This is a genomic window from Pectobacterium artocarpous, from assembly GCF_046159765.1.
In the GTDB taxonomy this organism is placed as follows: Bacteria; Pseudomonadota; Gammaproteobacteria; order Enterobacterales; family Enterobacteriaceae; genus Pectobacterium.
Window position 1 is genome coordinate 17,748 of record NZ_JBJXVK010000018.1, and the last position, 26,198, is coordinate 43,945.

General features: G+C 53.5%; 22 protein-coding genes and 2 pseudogenes. 7 read left to right on the forward strand and 17 right to left on the reverse strand.

The annotated features are described in order from the left end of the window. Window positions 1-7: 7 nt before the first annotated feature. A complete protein-coding gene (locus ACKQAD_RS12760; RefSeq protein ID WP_409160501.1) occupies window positions 8-814 on the forward strand; it encodes a helix-turn-helix transcriptional regulator in 807 nt (268 codons plus the stop codon). A gap of 128 nt (window positions 815-942) precedes the next feature. Beyond that, a pseudogene (locus ACKQAD_RS12765) lies at window positions 943-1,161 on the forward strand (tyrosine-type recombinase/integrase); the annotation flags it as partial. Window positions 1,162-1,508: 347 nt separating this feature from the next. Here ACKQAD_RS12765 and aspA read toward each other — a convergent pair. The 5 genes and pseudogenes from aspA to ACKQAD_RS12790 form a co-directional block, all read right to left on the reverse strand. Next, window positions 1,509-2,948 carry an aspartate ammonia-lyase gene (gene aspA / locus ACKQAD_RS12770; protein WP_409160502.1) on the reverse strand — a complete coding sequence of 480 codons (1,440 nt, stop codon included), beginning with the start codon at window positions 2,946-2,948 and terminating at the stop codon, window positions 1,509-1,511. 249 nt (window positions 2,949-3,197) lie between these two features. Further along, on the reverse strand, window positions 3,198-4,193 hold the full coding sequence (locus ACKQAD_RS12775; RefSeq protein WP_409160503.1) for a LysR family transcriptional regulator: 996 nt from the start codon (window positions 4,191-4,193) through the stop codon (window positions 3,198-3,200). Window positions 4,194-4,808: 615 nt separating this feature from the next. Then, a complete protein-coding gene (locus ACKQAD_RS12780; protein WP_409160504.1) occupies window positions 4,809-5,144 on the reverse strand; it encodes a hypothetical protein in 336 nt (111 codons plus the stop codon). 343 nt (window positions 5,145-5,487) lie between these two features. Then, window positions 5,488-5,884, reverse strand: a pseudogene (locus ACKQAD_RS12785) (restriction endonuclease subunit S); the annotation flags it as partial. A 28-nt stretch (window positions 5,885-5,912) separates the two neighbouring features. Then, window positions 5,913-6,716: an HNH endonuclease gene (locus ACKQAD_RS12790; RefSeq protein ID WP_409160505.1), complete on the reverse strand. Its 804-nt coding sequence runs from the start codon at window positions 6,714-6,716 to the stop codon at window positions 5,913-5,915. 152 nt (window positions 6,717-6,868) lie between these two features. Here ACKQAD_RS12790 and ACKQAD_RS12795 point away from each other — a divergent pair, with 152 nt between their 5' ends. Beyond that, window positions 6,869-7,966 (forward strand): DUF1615 domain-containing protein, encoded by a 1,098-nt coding sequence (locus tag ACKQAD_RS12795; protein WP_409160506.1) that lies wholly within the window; start codon window positions 6,869-6,871, stop codon window positions 7,964-7,966. Window positions 7,967-8,012: 46 nt separating this feature from the next. Here the strand turns inward: ACKQAD_RS12795 and ACKQAD_RS12800 are convergent, their stop codons facing one another. From ACKQAD_RS12800 to rhaB, 8 genes are all read right to left on the reverse strand, one after another. Continuing rightward, complete coding sequence (locus ACKQAD_RS12800) at window positions 8,013-9,482, reverse strand: SulP family inorganic anion transporter (protein WP_409160507.1); 1,470 nt, start codon at window positions 9,480-9,482, stop codon at window positions 8,013-8,015. Continuing rightward, complete coding sequence (locus ACKQAD_RS12805; protein WP_409160508.1) at window positions 9,479-10,114, reverse strand: carbonic anhydrase; 636 nt, start codon at window positions 10,112-10,114, stop codon at window positions 9,479-9,481. The genes ACKQAD_RS12800 and ACKQAD_RS12805 overlap by 4 nt, the downstream gene beginning before the upstream one ends. A gap of 580 nt (window positions 10,115-10,694) precedes the next feature. Continuing rightward, complete coding sequence (locus ACKQAD_RS12810) at window positions 10,695-10,832, reverse strand: hypothetical protein (protein ID WP_409160509.1); 138 nt, start codon at window positions 10,830-10,832, stop codon at window positions 10,695-10,697. 162 nt (window positions 10,833-10,994) lie between these two features. Continuing rightward, complete coding sequence (gene mgtA, locus ACKQAD_RS12815; RefSeq protein ID WP_409160510.1) at window positions 10,995-13,706, reverse strand: magnesium-translocating P-type ATPase; 2,712 nt, start codon at window positions 13,704-13,706, stop codon at window positions 10,995-10,997. 556 nt (window positions 13,707-14,262) lie between these two features. After that, complete coding sequence (gene rhaM, locus ACKQAD_RS12820; protein WP_409160511.1) at window positions 14,263-14,577, reverse strand: L-rhamnose mutarotase; 315 nt, start codon at window positions 14,575-14,577, stop codon at window positions 14,263-14,265. A gap of 107 nt (window positions 14,578-14,684) precedes the next feature. Further along, window positions 14,685-15,509, reverse strand: a complete 825-nt coding sequence (rhaD, locus tag ACKQAD_RS12825) for a rhamnulose-1-phosphate aldolase (RefSeq protein WP_409160567.1) — start codon at window positions 15,507-15,509, stop codon at window positions 14,685-14,687. A 4-nt stretch (window positions 15,510-15,513) separates the two neighbouring features. Next, on the reverse strand, window positions 15,514-16,776 hold the full coding sequence (locus tag ACKQAD_RS12830; protein WP_409160512.1) for an L-rhamnose isomerase: 1,263 nt from the start codon (window positions 16,774-16,776) through the stop codon (window positions 15,514-15,516). Then, on the reverse strand, window positions 16,773-18,263 hold the full coding sequence (gene rhaB, locus ACKQAD_RS12835) for a rhamnulokinase (protein ID WP_409160513.1): 1,491 nt from the start codon (window positions 18,261-18,263) through the stop codon (window positions 16,773-16,775). Before rhaB ends, ACKQAD_RS12830 begins: the two co-directional genes overlap by 4 nt. Window positions 18,264-18,597: 334 nt before the next feature. Between rhaB and rhaS the strand changes: the two genes are divergently transcribed. From rhaS to ACKQAD_RS12855, 4 genes are all read left to right on the forward strand, one after another. Then, complete coding sequence (gene rhaS, locus ACKQAD_RS12840; RefSeq protein ID WP_409160514.1) at window positions 18,598-19,437, forward strand: HTH-type transcriptional activator RhaS; 840 nt, start codon at window positions 18,598-18,600, stop codon at window positions 19,435-19,437. 24 nt (window positions 19,438-19,461) lie between these two features. Further along, window positions 19,462-20,316: a helix-turn-helix domain-containing protein gene (locus ACKQAD_RS12845; RefSeq protein ID WP_409160515.1), complete on the forward strand. Its 855-nt coding sequence runs from the start codon at window positions 19,462-19,464 to the stop codon at window positions 20,314-20,316. Window positions 20,317-20,377: 61 nt separating this feature from the next. Next, on the forward strand, window positions 20,378-20,668 hold the full coding sequence (locus tag ACKQAD_RS12850; RefSeq protein ID WP_409160516.1) for a CopG family ribbon-helix-helix protein: 291 nt from the start codon (window positions 20,378-20,380) through the stop codon (window positions 20,666-20,668). Further along, on the forward strand, window positions 20,656-20,961 hold the full coding sequence (locus tag ACKQAD_RS12855) for a type II toxin-antitoxin system RelE/ParE family toxin (RefSeq protein ID WP_409160517.1): 306 nt from the start codon (window positions 20,656-20,658) through the stop codon (window positions 20,959-20,961). The genes ACKQAD_RS12850 and ACKQAD_RS12855 overlap by 13 nt, the downstream gene beginning before the upstream one ends. A gap of 62 nt (window positions 20,962-21,023) precedes the next feature. On the opposite strand, the gene ACKQAD_RS12860 is transcribed toward ACKQAD_RS12855, so the two are convergent. Genes ACKQAD_RS12860 through ACKQAD_RS12875 form a run of 4 tightly spaced genes read right to left on the reverse strand, consistent with a single transcriptional unit; the run spans window position 21,024 to window position 26,139 of the window. Continuing rightward, window positions 21,024-22,733, reverse strand: coding sequence for a dipeptide ABC transporter ATP-binding protein (locus tag ACKQAD_RS12860; RefSeq protein WP_409160518.1), 1,710 nt, complete (start codon window positions 22,731-22,733; stop codon window positions 21,024-21,026). After that, the gene (locus tag ACKQAD_RS12865; protein ID WP_409160519.1) at window positions 22,730-23,596 is read right to left on the reverse strand and encodes an ABC transporter permease; all 867 of its coding nucleotides are present in this window, start codon (window positions 23,594-23,596) and stop codon (window positions 22,730-22,732) included. Before ACKQAD_RS12865 ends, ACKQAD_RS12860 begins: the two co-directional genes overlap by 4 nt. Next, window positions 23,589-24,548: an ABC transporter permease gene (locus ACKQAD_RS12870; protein ID WP_409160520.1), complete on the reverse strand. Its 960-nt coding sequence runs from the start codon at window positions 24,546-24,548 to the stop codon at window positions 23,589-23,591. The genes ACKQAD_RS12865 and ACKQAD_RS12870 overlap by 8 nt, the downstream gene beginning before the upstream one ends. Continuing rightward, complete coding sequence (locus ACKQAD_RS12875; RefSeq protein WP_409160521.1) at window positions 24,526-26,139, reverse strand: ABC transporter substrate-binding protein; 1,614 nt, start codon at window positions 26,137-26,139, stop codon at window positions 24,526-24,528. Before ACKQAD_RS12875 ends, ACKQAD_RS12870 begins: the two co-directional genes overlap by 23 nt. Window positions 26,140-26,198: the final 59 nt, after the last annotated feature.

The window sequence follows — 26,198 nt, forward strand, 5'->3', positions numbered from 1 at the left end:
ATGTTCCATGTTGCAAAACAAGATCAAACAGTTTCGTACCCAGCTATCTATCACTCAACGTGAGCTGGCAGAAAGAGTGGGAACCAGTCAGCAACAGATTCAGCGCATAGAGACAGGGAAAGTTGCCGCAAAGCTAGGTTTGGCACAGGCGATATGCGCTGTTTTGAATAAGCCGTTAAGCGCAGTGTTTCCTGATGGTGATGAAGTGTTAAAGCAGTTCCGCACTTATCGTACTCAGACTGATGAAGAGCTGGATAGCTGTGCTGCCAATGGTATTGAAATGGATAACGGTATTTGGTCCGTGAAGATCTACCTGAAAGGACATCAAGATCCACTCTGGCTGCCAATATCTGCGGCTGATAAGCGTCGATTCTTTGCCTATTTTCAAGAGAAAACAGATCCAGAGATTGAGCGATTTTTTATATTCGATTCAGAGCAGCATCGCTATGCGTTAAATACCCGCGAAGTGGCATTTCACCAGTTTCTGTTTGAACCATTTACTCCTATTTACGGCGATGGTGATGAGCATGGGATTGAAGATATCTATTATAATGTCCACATTGCGCTGGAAAACGGCGGCCCAATTATCGGACTGAGTGCCGAATCAGATGAACCAGAGAACGAAGAGACAGGAGCCTTAGGACAGTTAGACGGACTCTTTGATATGCTTGAGTCTGGCCCTGAAAAAACAGCACGTTATGTGATAGCCGATGTTGACGGAGAAGATGCTTTTATCCGTATTGGCTCAATCGCTATGGTGAAGGTTTCGCTTGATGCGCTAGAGCCTGTTGAAGATGGTGACGATGAAATTTAATTAATTGATTTATATCGTTTTTTAAAATAAATGAGGCTGAGTATATATGTGAGTATACAATATAATATCACTGGTTTTTAAAATTATATTTATCAGTTGGTTACGTTGTAAAATTCGGTCCGGCCTTCTCCATGGCCTGTAGCGCATTGGTGGAGTCCGGCCAGTGGTCACGGGATGCGGTAGAGCGCCAGATGAGTCATCAGGAACGCAACGGCGTTCGTGCTGCCTATTTCCACAAAGCGGAACATCTGGATGAGCGCAGGCTAATGCAGCAATGGTGGGCGGATTATCTGGATGCGAATCGGGAAGAGTATGTGGCGCCCTATGAGTTTAAGAGAGCTTACTAAATTATATAAATTTACTTTGCATTAAAATAACGTCATGGAGAGATAATAAGATGAGTGTCGAGGCAGCAACAGCGGTCGGATTGCTTCAATACCATTGTCAGCGGCATTAGGGTTTGTAGCAATTATAATTGGACATGCTGGGTTTAATTTTGATAAAAATAAAAAATATCTAAATCAATAAGTAATATTAATCTGGGCTCGGAAGCAATAAATGGATTTTCGGATTATTGGTCTGGTTATTATTTTAAATTATTTGGTGATGGATTTTTCTCAAAAAGACGACCCTGTAAATAATGATCAGGCAAAGACCCGGATATCCTCCGGGCCAGCGTGACAGAAAATGAAAATTAAACGGCTTCGTTTTCGTCGGTGTAGCGTTTAGCTTTATAAGCTGGGTGCATCAGGTTCTGAATGGAGAAAATATCATCCAGTTGTTCTTCGGTGAGCAGGCCGCGTTCCAGTACCACTTCGCGTACGCTTTTACCGGTTTCGGCACAGATCTTCCCAACAATATCGCCGTTGTGGTGACCGATGAACGGGTTCAGGTAGGTCACGATACCGATAGAGTTGAAGACGTAAGCTTCACACACGTCTTTGTTAGCGGTGATGCCATCGACACATTTTTCCAGCAGGTTGTAGCAGGCGCTGGACAGAATCTGGATGGATTCGAACATGGCCTGTCCGATAACGGGTTCCATCACGTTCAGCTGTAGCTGACCCGCTTCTGCCGCCATGGTGACGCAGGTATCGTTGCCGATGACTTTGAAGCACACCTGATTCACGACTTCCGGTACGACAGGGTTAACTTTAGCCGGCATGATGGATGAGCCTGCCTGCAATTCCGGCAGGTTGATTTCGTTCAGGCCAGTACGCGGGCCAGAAGACAGTAGGCGCAGGTCGTTACAGATCTTCGACAGTTTTACGGCCACACGTTTCAGGGCGCTGTGCACCATCACGTAAGCGCCGCAGTCGGAAGTGGCTTCGATCAGGTCTTCCGCTGGTACGCAAGGCAAGCCGCTGATTTTTGCCAGATGCTGAACGGCCAGCTTCTGATACTCGTCCGGCGTGTTCAGGCGTGTACCGATGGCGGTCGCGCCCAGGTTCACTTCCAGCAGTAGTTCGGCGGTGCGCAGTAGGTTGCGGTTTTCTTCTTTCAGCAGCACGTTGAATGCGTGGAATTCCTGACCGAGGGTCATTGGCACGGCATCTTGCAACTGGGTACGACCCATTTTCAGGATGTTTTCGAACGCTTTCGCCTTGCGCTCAAAGCCATCGCTCAGTTGAGTAATCGCTTCGACCAGTTTCAGGATTGAGGTGTACACCGCGATGCGGAAGCCGGTCGGGTAGGCATCGTTGGTAGACTGGCATTTGTTCAGGTGGTCGTTCGGATTCAGGTATTGGTATTCACCTTTTTGGTGACCCATCAGCTCCAGACCGATATTTGCCAGCACTTCGTTGGTGTTCATGTTGACTGAGGTGCCCGCACCGCCCTGATACACATCGACCGGGAACTGATCCAGACATTTACCGTTATTCAGCACTTCATCACAGGCTTGCAGAATAGTGTCGGCAATGTTGCGCGGGATGGTTTGCAGTTCTTTATTCGCCAGCGCGGCGGCTTTTTTTACCATCACCATGGCGCGGACGAATTCTGGAATATCGCTGATGGTGCTATTGCTGATATAAAAGTTCTCAATCGCACGCAGCGTATGGATACCATAATAGGCATCGGCAGGGACTTCGCGGGTACCTAACAGATCTTCTTCAATACGGATATTCGTTGACATGGATCTTCTTCCTTTTTCTTGTTCGATGTACATAGCATCGCTTTCAATATTAAAACTATGATTTTTTAGGGTTTGTTTTCCTGTTTTTTGGTTTTCAGGTAACACAAACCCATCACGATTTTATAAAATCATGACTAAAAAGCGTTCTCGGGGAGACGAACATGGAATTAGCATCGTTAAATGGCTATGAGTGGATATATTCCTCCATTTATGTTTTGTCTCCCAATCGTGAATAGTTATACCTAACGGTTATTCCGTATTATCCAGATTAATCTCAACCAGCTTTTCTATTCCACGGTTCAGCGTTTTCAATTTTGGAATAAATACGGTTTTGATAATGTCATGTGTGACATCGCACGCTTCTTCAAAGAACGCGCTGTATTCATCACGGTGCCCGACAATATACAGCGAGCGCTTGATATTCAGTTGTTCCGGCATATGCGTTAGCACTTCGCGAGAGTGCGCAACGGATTGCAGGAAACTCAGTGGGGTGGTTACCGCCCAACCGATGCCTGCCGCTACCATCGACGTTAAGGTATCCGCGTTATCAAATTCGAGCATGTTCGGTACGCGGACATCGATACGGCGCAGGTAGCGCTCAATCTGCATCCCAATCTGCGAGTTCCGGTTAAAGCGCACCAGCGGCAGCGCGGTGGAAAGCTCGCGGATATCCTCGACTGTTTTTATGCGTTTGCGGTAATCCGGCGGCGTAATAATGAAATAGCCCTCGGAAAACAGCTGGTGACGCACCACGCTATCGCTGTCGATCAATGGGTCGCTGGTGACGATCATATCCAGCTCGCGGCGCATTAGCGCTTCACCCTGCTGCGGGCTGAGTCCGGTACGAATCAACAACTGCGACGAACTCTTCATCAAACTCTTGGTAAACACTGAACCGCAAGTGATCGCGAATGAGTCCACCAGGCCGATACGCAAGTCGGGTTTAATCCCTTTCCCCGCTTCCAGCACCTGAGCCTTCAGGTTTGCGATCTCCTCCGTCAGGATTTCTCCGCGGTTTTTCAACGCAATGCCGTAGGGCGTCAGGACAAAAGGGCGACGAGCCCGGTTAACCAATTTGACGCCGAAATCTTCTTCCAATAAACGGATCGTCTGAGAAATGGCCGAGGGCGTCAGGCCTAACCGCGCAGCGGCGGCTGTCATGCTTCCTGCTTCCGCCATCGTCACAAACACATAGACGGCGTACATATCGATCGATTTATTGGCGGACACTGTTCGTTTAACCATGTGAATTTGCCTGCGCTGCTAGGTGAATGTCGTCAAAGTTCGAGCAGTTAGTTTATCTCATATCACCGACAGCGGACCTGCTAACTGACACTAGAATAGTCGGCTAACTTCAGAAAAAATACAGGTTGCATCACTGATTAATTTTTTCTTATTCCTAGCTTTAGCGGATCTGAAGGTGAAGCGTTAAGAGTGCTTGAGCACCGCCTGTCAGAGTGATTCTGCTTTGCTGATGTTATTTCCTCCCCGTCTTCAGGGGCTGCCTCTTAGTCATATTTTTTATGCAAACTGAGAGATAGTTTCGTGCGCCATAACACCGATATTTTTATGCTATCTCATAGCACGCGCCCGACTCGGGACGGCTCAAACGCCGCTCGCCCCGAGACCCCAGGCTTTTGGGCGAATTATGCCGCTTTGCGGTGCCTTCGTCGGTATCAGGCTTAACGGACCGCTTGCGACACGTTCCCGACGTGGCGCAAGCTTTCGCCGCGTCCATGTGGCTCATCCTAAGCCTGCTATCTCCTCAGCATAATTCTTTACGCCGGATAACGACAAAACTCGCGATGAATCCCTATATTTATGTATAAAAGACAATGTGAATGGTGTAATTCATTGTTTTTACTGCGTGGTGAGAGAGATATCACCGGATGAAGCCGCTGTTCTAACGTGACGTTCCGCCTGTTCGCATATTTCCAGCAGTGCCGGAATCAGATGTGCGGTGGCGTTGAGGCTAGCGCCGAGCTGGCTGAGACTTTCCTGCGGCAGTTCAACGTCATTTTGCAACGTGTCGCCGAGGTAATTCAGGCCGAGGCACAGACCTTCAACCGATTCGGCTGCAATGGCGCCGAGATCGCAGAGCTGAACGTCATCTAATTGCGCGAAGGGCAGGATGGCGATCAGGTCGCGGAAAATGGTAATGGTGCTGTCAGCGGGTGTGGCGTGAGCGTCCGTCATGATTAAATCTTCCATAGCTAGATAATTATTTCATCACGCCTTCAGGTTCCAAACTAAAGGTGTGACCCAGACAGGGTTGGAACACCGGATCTAGCGACCGGCCAACCTTACGATTGCCCTGCCTGAGCCACGGATGAGAGTGTGCACGTAGCCCCTGAAAAAACAAAGCGTTTTCAGTTCCAGATGTTCGGGGTTCCAAGCCCGGTGGCGGATGTTGCCGCAGCACAGAGACTGTATTCCAACGACGAAAAACGTGAAATAGGGTGGATGGATTTACAGTGGAATTACAGCATGTTTTGGAATGGTGCTCGCAGAAATGGCTGAAAGGCTTGTCGCTGGCAAACCGAGATACACGAGGCGGCAGTTGTGCGGCACGCTCAGTCTTGATACGGGCTAAAAGCGCTTCGGCACGGTTTTCCCCGCTTGCGCCATTGTTCAGTCAACTCACCCCGAAACGCCTTCGGCAGTATCGATTGCGTCAGATTGTTGACCCATTCGAGGGCATTTTTCACCTGTTTTTCCACTCTATCAACATAGGCAAAAAGCTGCTCGACGCGGCGAACAATTTCGGTTTGTTCTTCAAGTGGGGGAACTTTTAAGGGATAATTTTTTAACGCTTTCCCTGTTAAATGTTTAATCGTGGTTCCAGTAAACCATTGTTCCAATGTATTACTGTCAGCATCGTTTCTTAGGTTAACTAATAACCATTCGGCGATTATTCGGGAACCTACCCTTGCCCTTGCATACCTCCCGCAAGCTATCGGCGTCCTACCGATAACGTATTTCCCCCCTCCCCAAAAAAATATGCTCACGATGGTACGCCATCTGTGACAGGTCGGGCGGATAGGCGTCTGGAAGATGGATTTGCTTACCTTCGTACTGGACGAAATTGACGTCGCTGATGGCGCTTTTCAGCTTTTTGATGCGTGGAGAAAGCAACATTTCCAGCGAATCATTGAAGCTGATAAGCCCCATATCAAAGGCTTTGTCATGCAGGTTAGACAGACAGAGCCCGTTGCTGGGATTAAGGCGGTGTTCCGCTGCCGTTTTCCACGGGCGAATATGGCTGGCGACCAGCAGCGCGGGTTCTTCCAGCCCGGTCACGCAGCAGCGCTCTCCATAGTTGCTGAGCACGCGTTTGCGGAATAGCTGCTGGCCAATGCGGGTTTTTACCTGCGCGAGACGCTCACCGCCGTGATAATCATGAATTTCGCTTTCGTTGGCCTTAAACGATGCTGGCGTCGTCACTGCTACCGCTTGTGCTTCAAGGGCGGCAACAGCCTGTTGGCACTGCTGTTCAAATAACTCAGGATTGTTGTCCATCTCTTGCCACAGTGCGCGGTCGGCGTTGGAAGCACCGCGCAATCCAGTACGGCCGGAGTCGATAATAAACGGGTCGAGGCTGGCAAGGTTAACCAGCTTCATTGCTAGTGCGGAAGGCGTGCGGTTAATCAACGCTGCGTAGCGAATGATGTCGGGATTACGCGAATGCAGCCTGCCAAATGGCAACTGACTATATAGCGTGAAGGCGATCAGTAACTGATCCCGCGTCCAATGGTTGGTGACAGCCATGCGTGTGTCGTCCGTTCGTTAGCGCATTCGGTTAGTGATAGCGCTAACTATGCCAGGTCAGTACGTAAAATGCATGTGCTGACTCCGGCTGGATAATTGGCGCGCGCTGCGCTAACGTTCTGACAGCCTTCCTACCATGATGCTGAGAGACTATGTTCCGTTCTTCTATTTCCTTGTTTCGTCCCTTGTGTGCGCTAACTCTGTTGGTTCTGGCGGGCTGCGCCAGCAAAACGGCGACGACGCCGGAATCGCGGCCTGCGGATGTTCGCGCGCAGCTACTTAAACTCTTGCCTGACAGCGTGAAAGATCGTCAGGGCTGGGCGACGGATATCGCGACGGCATTTACCACGCAGGATCTCGATCCCAGTAATGAAAACCTGTGTTCGGTGCTCGCGGTGACTGAACAGGAATCGACGTTTAATGCCGATCCTCAGGTGCCGAATCTGTCGAAAATCGCCTGGCAGGAGATCGACCGTCGTGCGGAGAAAGTTCATGTTCCGGTGTTTCTGGTACGCACCGCGTTACTCATCAAGTCTCCTAACGGAAAAAGCTACAGCGAGCGGCTTGATAAGGTTCGTACGGAAAAGGAACTGAGTGCGATCTTTGATGATTTTATCAATATGGTGCCGATGGGGCAGACGCTGTTCGGACGGTTGAATCCGGTACATACCGGCGGGCCGATGCAGGTGAGCATTGCCTTTGCTGAAGCGAACGCGACGGGCTATCCCTATACCGTAGACGGAACCCTCCGCCGTGAAGTCTTTAGCCGTCGTGGTGGAATGTACTTTGGTATCAAACATTTGTTGGGTTATCCGGCGAACTATCCACAGTCCATTTATCGATTTGCCGATTTCAACGCAGGATGGTATGCCAGTCGTAATGCGGCGTTCCAGCGTGCCGTCAGCCGTCTGACAGGGATCAAACTGGCGCTGGATGGCGATGTAATCAATTACAGCTCGGATAAAGCCAGCGCCACAGAACTGGCAGTACGTGCGTTGGGGAAACGGGTAGACATGAGCGACAGCGCCATTCGTCGCGCGCTGGAGAAGGGGAATAGCCTCGATTTTGAAGACACCAGTCTGTACGAGCGCGTCTTTGCATTGGCTGATCAATCGGGCGAGAAAGCTCCGCGCGTTATCCTGCCGGGGATCACGCTGGAAAGCCCGAAGATCACCCGTAAGCTCACTACGGCATGGTTTGCCCAACGGGTTGATGAGCGTCGCCAGCGCTGTTTAGCGAGATCTAAATAGGAAACGCCCTCCTGCGAGGGCGTGGCTGTGCATGGCAAGCCGTGTGTTAAACCGGCCATTGATTGAGTTTGATGCCACGTTCTTGCGCGTTCTCGCGGAAATCTTCCAGCATTGTGCGGACATCCGGGTCGATGTAATCGGCGTTGTCGTGTTCGACAATCACGACGCTGTTGGCGGGGATCTTGTTGAGCAGGCCTTGCAGACGCGGGTTGTGTACAAACGTCAGGTTCTGCTGAAAGCTCAGGACAAAATGATCGCCGTAGCGTGTAAGCTGCATCGCGTTGCGGTGGCTTTTATACATACTGAAAGCCAACTGGGTCATGATGCCAAGCCCGATACCTGCCAGCATCCCAAATACGATAATCCCGATGACGGTTGTGGCGAAAGGCACGAACTGTTGTAACCCCTGACGCCACAGCAGCAGGAACTGTTGCGGAGAAGCCAGCTTATAGCCGGTATACAGTAATACGGCTGCCAGACTGGCAAGCGGGATGACATTGAGCAAATCGGTCATGAACAAGCCGCAAAGTAGCAGCAGCACGCCGTGCAGCAGGATGGAGAACTTGGTACGTGCGCCTGCGTTGACGTTAACGGAGCTGCGTACGATCACGGCTGTAATCGGCAGGCCGCCCAGAAAACCACTCACCATGTTCCCGATACCTTGCGCGCGCATCTCCTTATCCGGTGAGGGCGCCGGATGCTGCGGGCGAATTTTTTTCAGCGCTTCCTGACTTAACAAGGTTTCCAGACTGGCCACCAGTGCCAGCGTTACCGCGACGACATAAACCGCCGGGTTTTTCCACGCCTGCCAGTCAGGGCGAATCATCTCTCCCATCAACTGCTCCAGATTGCCAAATTCTGGCAGGACAATACGTGGCAGGTTATTGACCATGTCGGGGGACAGACGATCACCGTAGACGGTAAACAAGCCGCCAAAGAGTACGGCGACCAGCGGGCCGGGAAGCCAGCTTAATGCGCTGATTTTCTGCACGGGCTTGGTGGTCCAGAGCCAGAGAATGGCCAGCCCGACCAGACAAACGGTCAGCGCACTGGCGGAGAATCCGGGTTCGGAGGCGCTAAAGAGCGATTTCAGGTCGTCTTCTCCGTCCGAGCCGAAGGCAAGCGGGATCTGTTGAATAATTAGCAGGATGCCGATAGCGGACAGCATACCTTTAATCACGGTGCCGGGGATGAGCGTAATGAAGCGCCCGGCACGTAGCAGGCCCAGAAGGCATTGCAGCCCCCCTGCGAGCATGATCGCCAATAGCAATGCTGAAAACGACCCCAGGCTGGCGATAGAGCCTGAGACGATAGTAACCAGACCGGCGGCTGGGCCGCTGACGGCATAACGAGAGGGACTGAATAGGGTAACGACGATACCGCCGACGACGCCAGTCAACAGACCGACAAAAGGAGGAAGACCGCTGGCCTGCGCGATACCGAGACTCAGCGGCAGGGCAACAAGGAAGACGACGAGCCCCGCGGGGATATCATGTCGGAGTGTACTCAGGTTCATGGGGATGCCTCCTGTTCCTGGGTGTGACGGTGGATGAGTTCTTTCAGATGACCGCTATGCAGGTCGTAGACACAACCGAAAACATCAAGCTCGACGCCATTGCGCCAGGCTTTCTGCACCGGTTCACAGGCGATCAGGTGGGCGAACTGTGCCAGCACGTTAGCTTCCACCAGTTGGTTCTGGCGTGTGCTTTCATCGGCATCACTATCTTGCGAAGCAGCAATATGTGGCGAAAGTGCCTGACGCAGTGTCGTGATGCGCCGGGAAAGCGCTGAATTCTCCTGAGCCAGCCCCATTTCGGGCAGGTTTACCGCCGCCTGCACGCCGCCACAGCCGTAGTGACCGCAGAGCACGATACGGGAAACATGCAGGTATTCGAGGGCATATTGCAGCACGCTCATGAAGTTATCGTCGTCTGCCACCACCATATTGGCGATGTTGCGGTGAACAAAAAGCTCGCCGGGAGCAGAGCCTGTTAGCACTTCGGCAGGCACTCGGCTGTCTGAACAGCCTATCCAGAGTGAGTGCGGCGTCTGGCCCTGCGTGTGCTTTCTGAAATAGTGGGGATGGCGTTGGCGACGTAGCGTCGCCCAACTGCGGTTTTTGGCTAATAGGGGTTTTAATGTCGTCAAATTAAACTCTCTCTTTTTAGAAAATACAGGGATATTTCCTTCCCAATTGAACAGGAAGGGGGAACCACTAATTCTTAGCCTTCATTTAATTAAGTTCGGCATAATTAATTTTAGTTCTGGTGTTTTCTAAATTGTGATGAATATTGAGACTTTTCTTATAATGCTGCTTGTTTTTTATATAGCTTAAATTTTTATTTAATTGATTTTAAAACAATAACTTATTGTTTTATTTCTTGTGATAAGAAAAAACCATTTTACGTCAGTTGATTTGAGGTTAGGTATTTAATGTTGCATTGATATTGCAATTTATATCCTTATCACTTCGCCTTTTATATAAAGTAATGCATTACCGACATTCACTTTAATTAGTTAATTAAAGCGACTGGGGTACCAATTATAATTATGTTGGGAATGTAAAATATATTTTATTGGGAATAGCCAGATATAAAGTGTGGAAATATAATAGAGTGAGTGATGAGGAAAGTACGGAATATCTATTCTCCATGATGAGGGGATGCCGGGCGGTACCACCCGGCTAAAAAAGCAGAAGACATCTGTTGTCGGTCGGTTTTTTTATGGCCTACCTTGATAACAGCGCTTGCTGTACAGGAGGTTGTGGTGCGCTGTTGTCAACCTTGAAGCGATTGACCAACGATTCCATTTCAATGGTTTGTTCATCCAGCCGTTGGCTGGCATCGATGGTATTTATTTTTGCCACTGTATCGGTATTTCTACCGTCTAGATGACGGTAAGCAGTATCGTGATGTTAACCAGTGAAAGCAGTGCTAGAAAAAAGATAACGATCTGAAATGCGTAGCGAGAAAATTTCATTGAGACTCCTGATATGGCGGGCGACAGCGCACCCGCCGTGAAGACGGGATTAGAACCATTGGCCGAAGCGGCGGATATAGGCGCGCTTAACCAGTTGCGCGACGGTGCAGTAGCCAATCAGCGTGGCGACCAGCCAGGGGAAGTATTCCCACGGTAGCGGTTGCAACCCAACCAGCGGCCCCAGCGGAGAGAACGGCAGATAGATGCCCATCGCCATCACCAGCCCGGTCATCAGCATCACTGGCAGCGCCGCTGTACTCTGAATGAACGGGATCTTTTGGGTACGCAGCATGTGCACTACCAGCGTTTGTGACAGCAACCCCTCAACGAACCAGCCTGACTGGAACAACGCCTGATGTTCCACGCTGTTGGCGGCAAACACGAACCACATCAGCGCATAGGTGGTGATGTCAAAAATCGATGACGTCGGCCCGATACACAGCATGAAGCGACCAATATTTTTGGCATCCCATTTACGTGGTTTACGCAGAAACTCCTGATCCATTTTGTCCCACGGCAGCGACAGTTGGGAGATGTCATACATCAGGTTTTGAATTAGCAGATGGATCGCCAACATCGGCAAGAAGGGAATAAAGGCACTGGCGACCAGCACCGAAAACACGTTGCCGAAGTTGGAACTGGCGGTCATGTTCAGGTATTTAATGATATTCCCGAACGTCTCGCGCCCTTTGATAACGCCTTCTTCCAGCACCATCAGGTTCTTTTCCAGCAGAATGATATCGGCCGATTCTTTGGCAATATCCGTGCCCGTATCGACGGAAATCCCGATATCGGCATCGCGCAGGGCGGGCGCATCGTTGATACCGTCGCCTAAAAAACCGACCGTATGATCATTGCCTTGCAGCGCCTGTAGTACGCGAGATTTTTGCAGCGGCGTCAGTCGGGCAAAAATGGTGCGCTGTTCCACCAGCACGCCGAGCTGTTCATCGCTGAGCGCATCGATCGCGTTCCCTTCCAGTACCTCGCCCGGTTCCAGCCCGACATCGCGGCAGATCTTGCTGGTAATAATCGCGTTATCACCCGTCAGGACTTTAACCATCACACCGTTTTCATGCAGGGCGCGAATGGCGGCAGAGGCGCTTTCTTTCGGCGGATCGAGGAACGTCAGCAGGCCGCAAATTGTCAGGTCGCGTTCATCCTCGGCGCTGAGCGGCAGCGTGCTGCCCACCGGACTCAACTCACGGGTGCCGATCATCAGCACGCGAAACCCTTGCTGATTGTAGCTTTCTGCCAGCGTTTTCAGCGTATTGCGGCGCGCGTCGTCCAGTGCATAGCGTCGCCCGTTTTCACTCACATGTGTGGCGACAGACAGCATTTCTTCTACCGCGCCTTTGCAAATCAGGCGCTGCTGGTTGTGTTCATCGGCAACAATGATGGACAGGCGGCGGCGAATAAAATCAAACGGCAGCTCATCGATTTTGCGATAGCGACCTAGCGCGGCAATCGCGGGATTATGGCGACCAAACTGCATGATGGCCTGATCCATTAGGTTTTTCATGCCGCTCTGGTGCGCGCTGTTGAGCCAGGCGAGCTGAAGCACACTTTCATCGGCTCGACCCTGTGTATTCAGGTGATGCTCAAGAATGATGCGATCCTGCGTGAGCGTGCCGGTTTTATCGGTGCACAGGATGTCCATCGCGCCAAAGTTCTGAATCGCGTTCAGCCGTTTGACCACCACTTTACGTCGTGCCATGGCAATCGCGCCTTTCGCCAGATTGGACGAGACAATCATTGGCAGCATTTCTGGCGTCAGGCCAACCGCAACCGCCAGCGCAAACAGGCTGGCTTCCATCCAGTCGCCTTTGGTGAAGCCGTTAATCAGCAGCACGACAGGCACCATCACGATCATGAAACGGATCAGCAACCAGCTGACGCTGTTTACGCCGCGATCGAAGGCGGTTTGAGAACGTGTGCCGACGATCGATTTTGCCAGCGAACCGAAGTAGGTGTGGCTGCCGGTCGCGACGACAATCGCCGTTGCCGTGCCGCTGGAAATGTTGGTTCCCATCAGGCAGATGTTGGATAGCGCCAGCAGATCGCTCTCGCCTCCGCAGCCTGCGGGCTGACAGCCTTTGGCGCTGATATCACTGAATACGTCGTATTTTTCGATTGGCAGCGATTCACCGGTGAGTACCGCCTGGCTAACGAACAGATCGCGTGATTCCACCAACCGGACATCTGCTGGCACCATATCGCCAGCGGAGAGGGTCAGAATGTCGCCGGGAACCAGTTGCTGAAGCGGGATTTCTTGCAGGACAGCGGTGGCGCTGGCGTGAGGACGACGCAGCACGGTGGCCGTTGTCCGCACCATGGATTTCAGCGCTTCTGCGGCTTTATTGGTGCGAAACTCTTGCCAGAAGCGCAGCAGGCCGCTCAGGCTCACCATCACCAGAATGATGAGCACGCCAGTGAGCGAGGTCTCTTCGTTATGGCGCTGCGGTAGCCAGTAATCGGTGAAAAAGCTGATAGCGGCCAGCGCCATCAGTACGTAAATAAACGGGTTATTAAACGCGGCCGCCAACTGCACCAGCGCATGGGGCGCTTTTTCGTGGGCGACGCGGTTTTCCCCATAGGTTTGCTGACGCTCAATGACGTCATCATGGCTTAAGCCGTGCAGATGGGTATTCAGGTTAGCCAGCGTTTGGTCGAGGCTGTTTTGTGCTTCGCGGGCAATCGCAAAGGTGGCCGTAGGCGTTTTACGGGCGCGACGATATCCCGTTTGCGTGATCATATCGGTCATGATGCTGTTCTCTTAATGTTGCCTGTCCGCCACGCACGGGCGCGCATCCCGGATAAAGGGACGTCAAGCGGAAAAAATGAAGGTATTAAGGGAGGTAAACAGCGCAGGCGAAGAGAACAGAGAGGTCGGAGGAGAAGACAGTCCTTATTCTAACGGATGCGGTTTACCGGGCCATCGAGGGTGCTCGTCCATGTTGTCTCCTTATCGCCGTGCGGCGAGATAGCAAAATAGTCGTCAGTTGACGGCGGGTACGTAGAAACCGTTACGTAAAAAACAGAATGTATAGTTTGATGGCGCAACAATAACTCCCTTTTCATAAACATAACGTCAACATCAGTTCATGAATCAGATTGAGTGTGCTTTTCGTTACTCAGCAGATGTCGATGCGGTGTATTGCGATTTCAATAAATATTTATGTATTTACTAAAGCTAATAACTATATGTAACGAAATCCATTCATTAAATGACAAATTATTTCTTTTTTATCTCTTCAATCATAATGATACAGCGGTAATATCATTACCGCTGCACGATGAGGTTTAGCGCAAAGTATGCCTTAGTCCAGATAGAACACCGGTTCCAGCGCATCGCTAACCGGGCTGTTATCGGAATTAGATGGCATCACGTCACTCATGTGCTTCCACCAGCGCTGGCAGACTTCCGTTTGCGCAATGGCCTCCCAACGCGCTTCGGATTCGACTTCCACATAGCCGAACAGCAAGTTGCGCTGCTTATCCAGAAAAATACTGTAGTGGTGCGCCCCGTGGTTTTTCAGCACCTCGGCCAGCTCCGGCCAGATGGGGTTGTGGCGACGCTGGTATTCATCGTGACAGTCAGGAAAAACCGACATCACAAAAGCCTTACGCAACATGGATGAGTCCCCCGTAGTCGTTAGCAGAACGCCACGGCGTGAGGCCGTGGCAGTGTGAGGCTGAAGGTAACGCGATAGGCGTGATACAAACTATAGCGTCATATGAACTACACGCGTAGCGCGGCTTCCATCGGCGTGACGCCGAAACGTTTACCCAAGGCGATCAACTCTTCGGTCGAGATCGTCTGCTTCTTACCGCCCATCGATCTGACTTTCACCATGACTTCGGCGGATTTTTCTGCGGTATCGATCAGGCCGAAGGCGTCGTCCAGCGTCGGGCCGGTGCCGAAGATGCCGTGGAAAGGCCACAGTACCAGCGAATGACGCTTCATTTGCTCGGAGGTGGCATCGCCAATGGCATCGGTGCCTGGCACCATCCACGGCACAATGCCCACGCCGTCCGGGAAGACGACCAGACATTCCGTGCTGCCTTCCCACAGTTCACGGGTAAACGTCGCAGTATTCAACTCCAGCACATAGCTCAGGGCGATCAGGTTGGTCGCGTGGCAGTGCATGATGACGCGGTCATGCCCGTGGGTCACGCCCATACGCACGATGTGCGATTGGAAATGCGAAGCCAGTTCAGACGTCGGCAGGCCACCATTGGTTAGCCCCCAGAAAATACGGTAGCCTTTGCCGTCGCTATCAACCTGCAATACCACCAGTGAATCCGCCGGATCGAGTTGAACGTTGCGGAAAAATTTGCCGGAACCAGTGACGATAAACCAGCAGTCAGCCAGTTCGGGCATCGGTTGCGATAGCGCCTCATGGCGCGGCTGCGGGTAGAAATCGCTTTCATAAGGCGTCACATCCTCAGCCGTCAGGCGCAGGCTGACGTTACCGCCGTTACGTTCGTCCCAGCCTTTGAGCCACATGTCGCTGGTGGCTTTAATCATTCCCTGTACAAACCAGGAAGAGAGAATTGCTTGCATAGTCTTACCCTTGACGTTGAGTGAGGATGGTTTCTTCATACTGACGCACCTGTTGCAGCCATTCGCTGCCTGGAAGCACGTCATGACGCTGGCAGTAGTGCTCCCACACGGCCTGCCACGGCAGCGATTTCTGCTCTTCCAGCAGGGCCAGACGCGCGGTGTAATCGCCGTGTTGTTCCAACTTACGCAGCGTTTCCGTCGGTTCCAGCAGCGCGCGCAGCAGGGCTTTCTTCATATTGCGTGTGCCGATAACCCAGGCGGCGATGCGGTTGATAGAGGCATCAAAGAAATCGAGCCCGATATGTACGCGGTTAAGCAGCTTATGGCGCACGATTTCGTGGGCGATGGCTTGCGTTTCGTCATCCAGCAGTACCACATGGTCGCTGTCCCAGCGTACCGGGCGGCTGACATGCAGCAGCAGACGTGGGACGTAAAGCATGGCACTGGAGATCTTGTCGGAAATGACTTCGGTCGGGTGGAAGTGTCCGGCATCCAGACAGAGCGCGGTGCCGCGACTGGCTGCGTAGCCGAGGTAGAATTCATTGGATCCGACGGTAAAGCTTTCCGCGCCGATCCCGAACAGCTTGCTTTCCACCGCGTCGATATGGTGTGCCTGATCGAGCGGTTCAGCGATGATCTCATCCAGTGCGCTGAGTAGCCGCTGGCGGAACGCCAGACGATCGATGGTCAAATCTTTCATGCCGTCCGGCACCCAGATGTTCATCACGGATGGCGTGCCGAGTTCGCGACCGAAGTAGGCAGAAATCCGGCGGCTGGCCTGACAGTGTTCAATCCAGAAACGGCGTACTTTTTCGTCCGGATGCGACAGAGTAAAACCGTCTGCGCTCAGCGGATGAGAAAAACAGGTTGGGTTAAAATCCAGACCGAGTTGATGGCGCTTGGCCCACTCAACCCAAGTGCTGAAATGTTCGGGCGCAATGTCGTTACGGGCAACAGGCTGTGCGGATTCCAGATAGATGGCATGCAGGTTCAGCCGCTTGGGGCCGGGGATGAGCGCAAAGGCTTGTTCCAGATCGGCACGAAGTTCATCCGGCGTACTCGCCTTGCCGGGGTAGTTGCCTGTGGCCTGAATGCCACCGGTTAACGGCCCGCCCGTGTTCTCGAATCCGCCCACATCGTCACCCTGCCAGCAGTGCATTGATACCGGAATCTGGTCGAGCTGTTCCAGCGCGGCCTCTACATCAATATTCAGGCTGGCATAGCGCGCTTTTGCCAACTGCCAGGCGGTTTCAATTGGTGTGCTCATTGCGTGGTCTCCTTTTTGCCCTGTGGGGCGGTTTCTGGCTGGCTGAGCGCCTGAAAACGACGCCAGTGCCCGGCAAAGTCACTCTCCGCACGCGGGGTATAGCGATGCAGAGGGAAGTTATGAGTCAGCATGTGCCGGAAGGCAGCAAGGTCATCGACGGCGCCCAGCGCCATCAACTGACAGCCGATATTGCCAAGCGTTGAGGCTTCGACCGGCCCCGCCAGAACCGGAATCTGGCACACATCGGCGCACAGTTGGTTCAGGAAGGCGTTCTGGCTGCCGCCGCCGACAATGTGCAACTGGCGAATAGGGGCATGCCGCAGTTCGCCCAGTTCCAGTACCACCTGCCGGTAGAGCAGCGCAAGGCTGTCAAAGATGCAGCGTGCCAGCTCGGCATCGCTTTGGAGTACAGGCTGGCCGTGCTCACAGCAATAGTCGCGGATTGCCTGATGCATAGACGGCGGATTGATAAAACGCTCGTCATTCGGGTTAATCAGGCTGATGAAGGCGGGCAGAGCAGAGGCAGACTGAATCAGCGCGCCTAAATCTTTAATGTTGCGCTCCTGACAAACCCGCTGTAGCAGCCACAGGCCCATGATGTTTTTCAGTACTCGATAGGTGCCGTCTACGCCGCCTTCGTTGGTGATATTGGCGGACAGCGCTTGCGGACTGTTAAACGGCGTGTCGCTCTCAATGCCCATCAGAGACCAGGTGCCGGAGCTGAGATAGGCGCTGTCGCGGCTCTGCAACGGCGCGCCGACCACCGCGCTGGCGGTATCGTGCGTGGCGACGGCAGTGACGGGAATCTGTCGTCCACTCGGTGCTGTCCAGTTTCCCACGGCGTACCCCGGTTGCACGGGTTCGCTCAACCAGCGGCGTGGAATATCCAGATAGTCCAGCAGTTCGCTATCCCAGGTTTTCTTTTTCAGATTAAGCAGTTGGGTCGTACTGGCGTTGGTGTATTCGCAGACCAGATTCCCCGTGAGGCGATAATGAAAATAGTCAGGGATCATCAACAGGTGTGCCACCTGATTCAGATTTTCAGACGGCGTATCGCATAGCGCTTTAAGCTGGTACAGCGTATTAAACGGCAGGAATTGAATGCCAGTACGTTGATAGATCGCCTCACGCCCCAGTTCGGCGCTGACGGTAGCCATCACGCCGTCGGTGCGGTGGTCGCGATAGGAGTAGGGCGGGCCGATACGCTGCCCGTCCTTATCGAGTAGTACATAGTCCACACCCCAACTGTCGATCCCAATGCTATCAGGCGCGATACCCATGGCATCGATTTGGTGTAATCCGGTGAGGATATCACGCTCCAGAGCAGCCAGATCCCACTGGTGGTGGCTGTCCTGAAACACTAGCGTATTGCTGAAACGGTGAATTTCTTTCAGCGTCAGATGCTGCGTTGCGGTGTGCAAGGTTGCCAGCATGACCCGACCACTGGATGCCCCTAAATCCACCGCCACGATATTCTTCACCGCCATAGCCGCACTCCTTATTGTTGGATGTGTTGCAGTGTAAGGAGCGGTAACGGATGCCACCTTCCGATGAGTGCCATCTACAACAGGCGGCTGGCAAAATGACAAAGCTGACCGTGAAAGGGCTCACAATCTGGGAAATTATCTAGGGAATAACCACGTAAAAATAAGGGAAAAGCGGTGTGATCCTTACCACACTTCAATCAATTGGGCGGCGCGATCTTAAAAAAAGAGCAGTCAGATGGCGCGTGAGTGACGGTAATTTAAGGTCGGTTCTGTGGCTTCTGGCTACCCTTTTTCAAAGGCCGCATTTTTGCCAGAGGCTGAATGGAGAACTGAAATGACGTTACTTCGTGGTGATGATTTTTTTACTTCTCGCGCCGTGACGGTCGCGGTAGAGCCGCGTACCCCACAGACGGCGTTTCCTGAGCACTATCATGATTTCTGGGAAATTGTTCTGGTGGAGCAGGGCGCTGGCGTCCATGTGTTTAACGATCAGCCCTTTGCGCTGTGCAGCGGAACGGTGTTCTTTGTTCGCGATAACGATCGGCATCTGTTTGAAGACGTGGAAGGGCTGTGCCTGACCAATATGCTGTACCGTTCGCCGCATGGGTTCCGCTTCCTGTCCGATATCGCTGCATTTTTGCCATATGGCCCGAACGGCGAGTGGCAAGGGCAATGGCAAGTGAATACGGTGGGGATGCAGCAACTGAAACAGTCGCTCAATAGTCTGGCGGAGCTGGCGCAGAGTGATGCGCCGGAGGCGATTGCGGCTAGCGAAAGCCTGTTTCTGCACATTCTGGTACAACTGCGTCAACACTGTTTCCAGACGCAGGGCAACGGTTCTGAGCATCATGGGGTGCAGGCACTGTTGGGCTGGCTGCAAAATAACTACAGCGAAGAGGTGAACTGGGGCAATTTGGCCGATCAATTCTCACTGCCGCTGCGTACGCTGCATCGTCAATTGAAACAACATACCGGGATGACGCCACAACGCTATCTGAATCGGTTAAGATTACTGGAGGCGCGTCGGCGGTTGCAGCAGAGTGACGATTCGATCACCACTATTGCGCACGCCTGTGGGTTTAGCGACAGCAATCACTTCTCGACGCAATTCCGCAAGGCATTTTCGCAGGCGCCTAAGTCACTACGCCATCAGGCGTTTTCTCGTGAAGAGTAGGTAACAGCAACGGCGGATGAGGAAATGGCGACAGCAATACGGGGTTTGAAATTACAGACTGAAGACTATTTCCTCACCGACAAGAATGCCGTGATGGTGGCTGAACGCCATCCACAACCCGTATTTCCGCTGCACCATCATGATTTCGATGAACTCGTCATTGTCTGGCGTGGCAATGGTCTGCACCTCTGGAACGATGTGCCTTACCGCATTACCCGTGGCGATATGTTCTATGTCTCCGCGAACGATCGCCACAGCTACGAATCCGTCCACGAGCTTGAGCTGGACAACATCCTCTATATTCGTAACCGCCTGACCCTATCCGCCGACTGGCAAATGTTACTGCCTGGCGGGGATCGTCCACAAAGTCAGCGCCACTGGTGTTTAGGTTCGGAAGGTATGGATACCCTTCGCGAGAAGGTGGATGCGCTGAGGCAGGAGTGCATGAAGTCGGATGCGTTGTCGCTGCAACTGAGTGAAGCGCTGCTGTTGCAGATTGCGTTGCTGGCGGCGCGTTATCGCCACACACCGGATAATCCACAACTGGCCGATGCGCACCAGTTGGATATGTTGATGAATGCGCTGCGTGCCAGCATTGCGACCCCATTCCGCTTTGAAGCCTTCTGCGAACAGCACCACTTCAGCGCCCGCAGTTTACGTTCACGCTTTAAAGAACAAACCGGCATGAGCGTGCCGCACTACCTGCGCCAACTGCGGCTCTGTAAGGCGATGGAACTGCTGCGTTATGACCTGCAAACGATTGGCGACGTTGCCGCGCTGTGCGGTTTTGAAGACAGCAACTACTTCTCCGTCGTGTTCCATCAGGCGTTCGGCGTCTCGCCCAGCGCCTATCGCCAGCGCTTCCTGAATGTGGAGTGACACTCGCATCGTTCGGGGCTAATATCAGTGGTGACACCAATACTATTAACGGGAGCACACTATGGCTGACACCACACGTCAAACCACGACGCTGCGCATCGATCAAGACATTAAAGAGCGGCTAAAAACGCTGGCCGATGACCGCCACAGTTCAGCCCATGCGCTGATGCTGGAAGCCATTGCCGAATACGTTGAGCGGGAAGAAAAACGCAGCCAGTACCGTAAAGAAGCGCTGGCCGCGTGGGAAGACTATCAGCACACTGGCGAACACATCACCGCAGATGAGACCGTTACCTGGTTAGAATCCTGGGGTTCTGGGCATGAACAGGATGCGCCGGCATGCCACAAGTGATCGTTTCAGAACGCGCGAGGCGTGATTTACAGCGCTTACAGGATTTTCTAAAAAACAAAAATGTACTGGCCGCAAAAAAGGCTGCTGAAATTTTGATTCGCGGTATCCGTCAGTTAGAGGCGCTGCCGAATAGTGGGCGACCAGTAGAACATCTCCCCCTGGAATATCAGGAACTGGTGATCGAATTTGGCAGCAGTGGCTACGTGATGCTTTACCGTCACGATGAACTGACTGACAGAGTGGTGATACTGACCGTCAAACACCAAAAAGAAGCCGGTTACCAAAGCCCTTAATACAGTTCCTCTGAGATTTATCCTTTGGCACAAATTCAGTGTGCCGCTAAACCTCAACAGCGCTACTCCGCCACCGTTGAAAGCAACAGGCGTGTGTAAGGGTGCTGCGGCTGATTGAAGATCTGCTCGACCGGCCCCGTTTCTACGATATCCCCGTCTTTCATCACTGCGATGCGGTGGCTCATGTGTTGCACCACGCCCAGATTGTGGGAGATAAACAGCATCGTCAGCCCCAACTGGCGCTGCAACGCGACCAGCAAATCGAGTACCTGCGCCTGTGTGGTGACATCCAGCGCTGATACCGGTTCGTCGCAGATCAGAATCTCGGGATCTGAGGCCAGCGCTTGTGCGATGGAAACACGCTGACGCTGCCCGCCGGAGAGGGCGCGAGGGCGGCGGCTCAGCAGGTCTGGGGCTAAGCCGACATATTCCAGCAGTGTCAAAATACGTCGCTGTTTCTCATCGTCGCTCAGATCGCGGCGCAGGCGCAGCGGCTGGTTCAGAATCTGTGCGACGGTAAATTGCGGATCGAACGAACTGAACGGATCCTGTGTGATCGTCTGAATGCGCGCGCGCAACGGTCGGCGCTCGCGTTCCGTTAATGTGCTCCAGGCATTGTCCGCCAGTCGGACTTCGCCACTGTCCGGCTTTTGCAGCGCCAGAATGACTTTGCCCAGCGTGGTTTTCCCCGAACCGGATTCCCCGACGATACCCAGCGTTTCGCCGCGCTTGATCTGGAGTGAAACCTGATTAACGGCCTGCATCCGGCTGCCGTCCGGGCGTTTGAACGACACCGCAATGCGATCCGCCGTCAGAGCGATGGCATCGTCGGTGCTGGCGCGATTTGTTGCCAGCGAGGTAGGTGACGGCGCAATGCCACCCTGTAAGGGATCGACGCTAGCCAGCCACTTTCCCCGCGTAGAAGCCGTTGGGATCGCGGCCAGCAGTTTTCGGGTGTAGGGATGCGTCGGCGCTGACAGGATCTGTTGTGCCTCACCGCCTTCTACCAGCGATCCGTTCTGCATAACGATGACGCGATCCGCGACATCTGCGACGACGGCGAGATCGTGGGTGATCAGCAACACGCCATGCCCTGCTTGCGCCAATGCGGTGAAGACTTTCAGTACCTGCTTTTGCACGGTGGCATCCAGCGCGGTGGTGGGCTCATCGGCAATCAGCAACTGCGGTCCCGCCGCTAACGCGGAAGCAATAAGCGCCCGCTGGCGCAGCCCGCCGGATAGCTCATGCGGATACTGCGCCGCGCGGTTCTCTGGGTCGGGAATGCCAGCTTTTGTCAGAAGTTCAGCGACGCGCGCGGGAACCTGCTTACGGGGCAGCAGGCGGTGAGTCAGAATCGGCTCTGCGACTTCCTGACCAATTTTGCGCAGCGGATCGAGAGACACCAGCGCATCTTGCAAAACAAAACCGATCTCTCGGCCACGAATCGCACGCCAGTCGCGATCGGTCAGATAACGTAAATCACACGAGCTGCCGTCATGACGAGTCAGTTCAATCGCGTTTGCTTGTATCTCGGCACCTTCGCCGGATAACCCTACCAGCGTGCGAGCGGTGACGGATTTACCTGATCCCGACTCGCCGACCAACGCCAGAATTTCTCCGGCATTCACCTGAAAAGAGAGGTGTTTAACCGAACGAATGGGGCCGAAAGGGTTGGGAAAGGTGACGCTCAAGCCGTCTACGCGCAGCAGCGGCGCCTTTGCGGGGGCTTCTGAAGCGGCATGAGAGGGGTGAGGAAGTGTATTCGGGCTCATCGTGCCTCTCCTTTTGCCAAAATAGCCTGTAAACGGCGTCCCAGCAGCGTGATGGAAATCACCGACAGCGCAACGACGCTGGCGGGCAGCAGACTGACCCAAGGGGCGATATCAAGGAAGTTACGTCCGTCGGCCAATAACGCGCCCCATTCGGCGGTCGGTGGGACAACGCCCAACCCCAGAAAGCTCAACGCCGAGGCGGACAGCACCGCATGGCCGACGCCAATGGTGGCGACAATCAGCAGCGGACGCAGCGTATTGGGAATGATATGGCGGAAAACGATATACAGTGGGTGCTCGCCCAGCGCAATCGCGTGCTCGACATAGCCGGATAGCCTGACTTGCAGCACCTGAGAGCGAATTAAACGCGCATAGCCAGCAATCCCCGCCAGCCCAACGGCCAGCATGGTGTTTTCCGGGCCGCGCCCCAGTACGGCGATCACCAGCAGCGCCAGCAGCAGATCGGGAAACGCTAGCATGATGTCCATCAGGCGCACCAGAACCTGCCGGATACGCAGCGGCGCGAGTACCGACAGCGTGCCAAACAGCACGCCGCCGAAGCAGGCGATCAGCATTGCTCCGACGCCGATGCCCAGCGACAGCGAGGTGCCGTGAACGATACGGGAAAAAATATCGCGTCCCAGTTGATCGGTGCCGAACCAGTAGGTGGCATTCGGTGGCTGAAATACCGCCCCCATATCCATTTCATCGGCGGTGCGGCTGGTAAACAACGAGGGAAAGAAGACCGCCAGCGTCAGCAGGAAAACGAGTGCGGCAGGCAGCAGTGTCGCGGTGCTTAGCCACGGGCTGCGATAGGTTTTTCTTGGTGGTGTCTGCGTGAAAGGCATGGGGTCACTACTCATGGGCGCTCGCCTTCTTGCGTAAGCGGGGATCGATAATCAGATACAGCGCATCCACCAGCAGATTGATGACGACGAACAGAAATGCGGACAGCATGACGACACCCAGCACCAGCGGCATGTCGCGGTTTTCAATCGCGCTCAATGTGACCTGCCCGATGCCTGCGCGACCAAAGACGGTTTCAGTCAGCACGGAGCCGCCGAGTACGCTTGCCAGCAAGGTGCCGGTCAGCGTTGAGGTCGCCAGCGCCGCGTGGCGCAAACCGTGACGAAAACGCAGCCGGATTTCACTGACGCCACGTGTACGCACGGTTAACGAAAAGGGCTGGGAGAGCGCCTCTTCGAGACCGTCGCGCAGCACCTGACTTAGAATGGCGGCGATCGGCAGACTCAGCGTGATAACCGGTAACACCAGCGACATCAATCCGTCGTTGCCGGTGACCGGAAACCATTGCAGACGAAAGCTGAACAGGCTCAGCAGTACGATCCCAATCCAGTAGACCGGCGTGCTGAGCAGCGTCAGTTCCAGCCAGGAAATGGTGGTACGCAGCACACCATAGCGGCCAGCGGTCAGCAGCGCGCTGGCAATCGCAAGGATCAGCGCCAGAATCAGGCCGCCGAGCGCTAGCGGCAGGGTTTCATGCATCGCATCGCTAATCACGTTACCAACCGGCAGACGATAGAGATAGCTGACGCCAAAATCACCCTGTAGCGCCTGTCCGCAGTAGCGCAGATATTGCACCCACAGCGGCTGATCGAGTCCAAATTGTTTGATGAGTACGGTACGATAGGCTTCATCCACCACGTTATCGCCACCGCTAAGAATAGCGACGGGATCGCCGGGGATCAGTTTGACGGCGATAAACGTCAATGTGGCTGCGCCCCAGAGCACAGCCAGAATGGTGAAGAGACGTTTACCTAACGCGTACAGATTAACGTTTAATCCAGACATCATAGAAGTTCGGTTTTGCGTTAGTGGCCCAGCTTATGCCTTGTACCTGTTTGGACAGGCCGAGTTGATAGGCGGGAATGTACAGTGGAACCACATACGCCTGATCGATGACCTCACGCTGTATTTCGCTATAAAGCTGTTTACGTTCCGCGTCGCCAGCACCGATGGCTTTTCTCAGCTTGTCATTCAGCACGCTGATACGGGTAAAGTTGTTACCGTTCGGTGGCGCGTAGGCTGAATCGAAGACGGTGCGCAGAATATCCGGCTCTGCACGTACGAAGAAGTTGGAGGCGATATCGTACTCGTTAGCGTTGGTGCGTGTGGTGAATTCACCGGCATCGACCGGCGTCAGTTGGACATCAAAGCCTGCCTGCTTCACCTGATATTGCACCGCCTGGAACAGCGCGACATCGGCAGCTTCAACGTTGGTTGAGGCGTACACGAAGCTGACGCTCAGGCGCTTGCCGTCTTTAGTCCGGAAGCCTTCGCCATCTTTCTGTTTCCAGCCAGCATTATCCAGCAGCTCATTAGCCTTTTTCACATCAAAGCCCCAGCGTGATGCCACACTCGGGTCGTAGTACAGCGTGGCTGGGCCGAGAACGTTGTCAGCGGCTTTCAGCGTACCGAAAAAGGCCACTTTCACCGCCGCGTGAGTATCCACCGCGCTCTGGAACGCCTTACGCACCGTGACATCCTGGAAAGGGCCTTTGGTGGTATTGAGATAGAGCACGCGGTTAACGCCTGGGTTCTCATAGGTGATCACTTCCAGCTTCGGATTGCGCTTCACCGCCGGGAAATTGGCAGGCGGCACGGCGTCAATGGCCTGAATCTGGCCGCTGCTCAGCGCGCCAAGGCGCACCGACGCTTCCGGCAGATATTTGAACACCAGACCATCCAGATAAGCTGGGCCAGTGTGTTTGGCATAACCCGGCCCCCAGTTGTAATCAGGGCGTTTTGTCAGCTTGCTGCCGCTACCTTTTACAAAGGAGTCGAGAATAAACGGCCCGGAACCTACCACGGTGTTACTGGTATTTGGCGTGTTCTTCAGGTACGTCGGTGATTGGATGCCCAGATACGGCAGGCTCAGCCCCTGTAACAGCGCCGCAAACGGGGAGCTATAGTGGAGCACAATCGTGTAGTCATCCGGCGTTGAGATCTTGTCGATAGGGCCTAACAGCGATTTTGCGTAGCTGGAGGTGGTTTTCGGATCGAGAATACGCTCGATGTTGTATTTCACGGCTGCTGCATCCAGCTTGGTGCCGTCGCTGAACGTGACGTCCTTACGCAAATGGAAGGTATATTCGGTGTTGTCGTCGTTAATTTTCCAACTTTCCGCCAGCCAGGGCGTAAAGCGGTTATCTTCCGCCTGTCCGACCAGAGAGTCGACTACGTTACGTGCAATCAGCGCGGTTACGCCGTAGGCCGTAATGTGCGGGTCGATAATTGGCGTATCGCTACCTAGCCCGATATTCAGGATACCGCCGGACACCGGTTTTTCACCGCTTTGTGCGGCATAAGCACCGGGATTGAGTGCGAAAAGTAACGAGAGTAATCCTGCGGCGAGAGTCGTAACTTGCGGATGCGTTTTTTCCATTCCCTGTGTCCTTTACGAATGACATGAGGCCATACACGGCGGTGTTTTCGCTACTCTAG

What these genes read in the sequence shown, in the direction of transcription:
- rhaS (WP_409160514.1), top strand. Translation starts at nt 18,598, where the DNA reads ATGACGTTACTTCGTGGTGATGATTTTTTTACTTCTCGCGCCGTGACG.
- mgtA (WP_409160510.1), bottom strand. Translation starts at nt 13,706, where the DNA reads ATGACCGATATGATCACGCAAACGGGATATCGTCGCGCCCGTAAAACG.
- ACKQAD_RS12830 (WP_409160512.1), bottom strand. Translation starts at nt 16,776, where the DNA reads ATGAGCACACCAATTGAAACCGCCTGGCAGTTGGCAAAAGCGCGCTAT.
- ACKQAD_RS12845 (WP_409160515.1), top strand. Translation starts at nt 19,462, where the DNA reads ATGGCGACAGCAATACGGGGTTTGAAATTACAGACTGAAGACTATTTC.
- ACKQAD_RS12795 (WP_409160506.1), top strand. Translation starts at nt 6,869, where the DNA reads ATGTTCCGTTCTTCTATTTCCTTGTTTCGTCCCTTGTGTGCGCTAACT.
- ACKQAD_RS12860 (WP_409160518.1), bottom strand. Translation starts at nt 22,733, where the DNA reads ATGAGCCCGAATACACTTCCTCACCCCTCTCATGCCGCTTCAGAAGCC.
- ACKQAD_RS12865 (WP_409160519.1), bottom strand. Translation starts at nt 23,596, where the DNA reads ATGAGTAGTGACCCCATGCCTTTCACGCAGACACCACCAAGAAAAACC.
- ACKQAD_RS12760 (WP_409160501.1), top strand. Translation starts at nt 8, where the DNA reads ATGTTGCAAAACAAGATCAAACAGTTTCGTACCCAGCTATCTATCACT.
- rhaB (WP_409160513.1), bottom strand. Translation starts at nt 18,263, where the DNA reads ATGGCGGTGAAGAATATCGTGGCGGTGGATTTAGGGGCATCCAGTGGT.
- ACKQAD_RS12870 (WP_409160520.1), bottom strand. Translation starts at nt 24,548, where the DNA reads ATGATGTCTGGATTAAACGTTAATCTGTACGCGTTAGGTAAACGTCTC.
- ACKQAD_RS12850 (WP_409160516.1), top strand. Translation starts at nt 20,378, where the DNA reads ATGGCTGACACCACACGTCAAACCACGACGCTGCGCATCGATCAAGAC.
- ACKQAD_RS12800 (WP_409160507.1), bottom strand. Translation starts at nt 9,482, where the DNA reads ATGAACCTGAGTACACTCCGACATGATATCCCCGCGGGGCTCGTCGTC.
- rhaD (WP_409160567.1), bottom strand. Translation starts at nt 15,509, where the DNA reads ATGCAAGCAATTCTCTCTTCCTGGTTTGTACAGGGAATGATTAAAGCC.
- aspA (WP_409160502.1), bottom strand. Translation starts at nt 2,948, where the DNA reads ATGTCAACGAATATCCGTATTGAAGAAGATCTGTTAGGTACCCGCGAA.
- ACKQAD_RS12875 (WP_409160521.1), bottom strand. Translation starts at nt 26,139, where the DNA reads ATGGAAAAAACGCATCCGCAAGTTACGACTCTCGCCGCAGGATTACTC.
- ACKQAD_RS12775 (WP_409160503.1), bottom strand. Translation starts at nt 4,193, where the DNA reads ATGGTTAAACGAACAGTGTCCGCCAATAAATCGATCGATATGTACGCC.
- ACKQAD_RS12790 (WP_409160505.1), bottom strand. Translation starts at nt 6,716, where the DNA reads ATGGCTGTCACCAACCATTGGACGCGGGATCAGTTACTGATCGCCTTC.
- ACKQAD_RS12780 (WP_409160504.1), bottom strand. Translation starts at nt 5,144, where the DNA reads ATGACGGACGCTCACGCCACACCCGCTGACAGCACCATTACCATTTTC.
- ACKQAD_RS12855 (WP_409160517.1), top strand. Translation starts at nt 20,656, where the DNA reads ATGCCACAAGTGATCGTTTCAGAACGCGCGAGGCGTGATTTACAGCGC.
- rhaM (WP_409160511.1), bottom strand. Translation starts at nt 14,577, where the DNA reads ATGTTGCGTAAGGCTTTTGTGATGTCGGTTTTTCCTGACTGTCACGAT.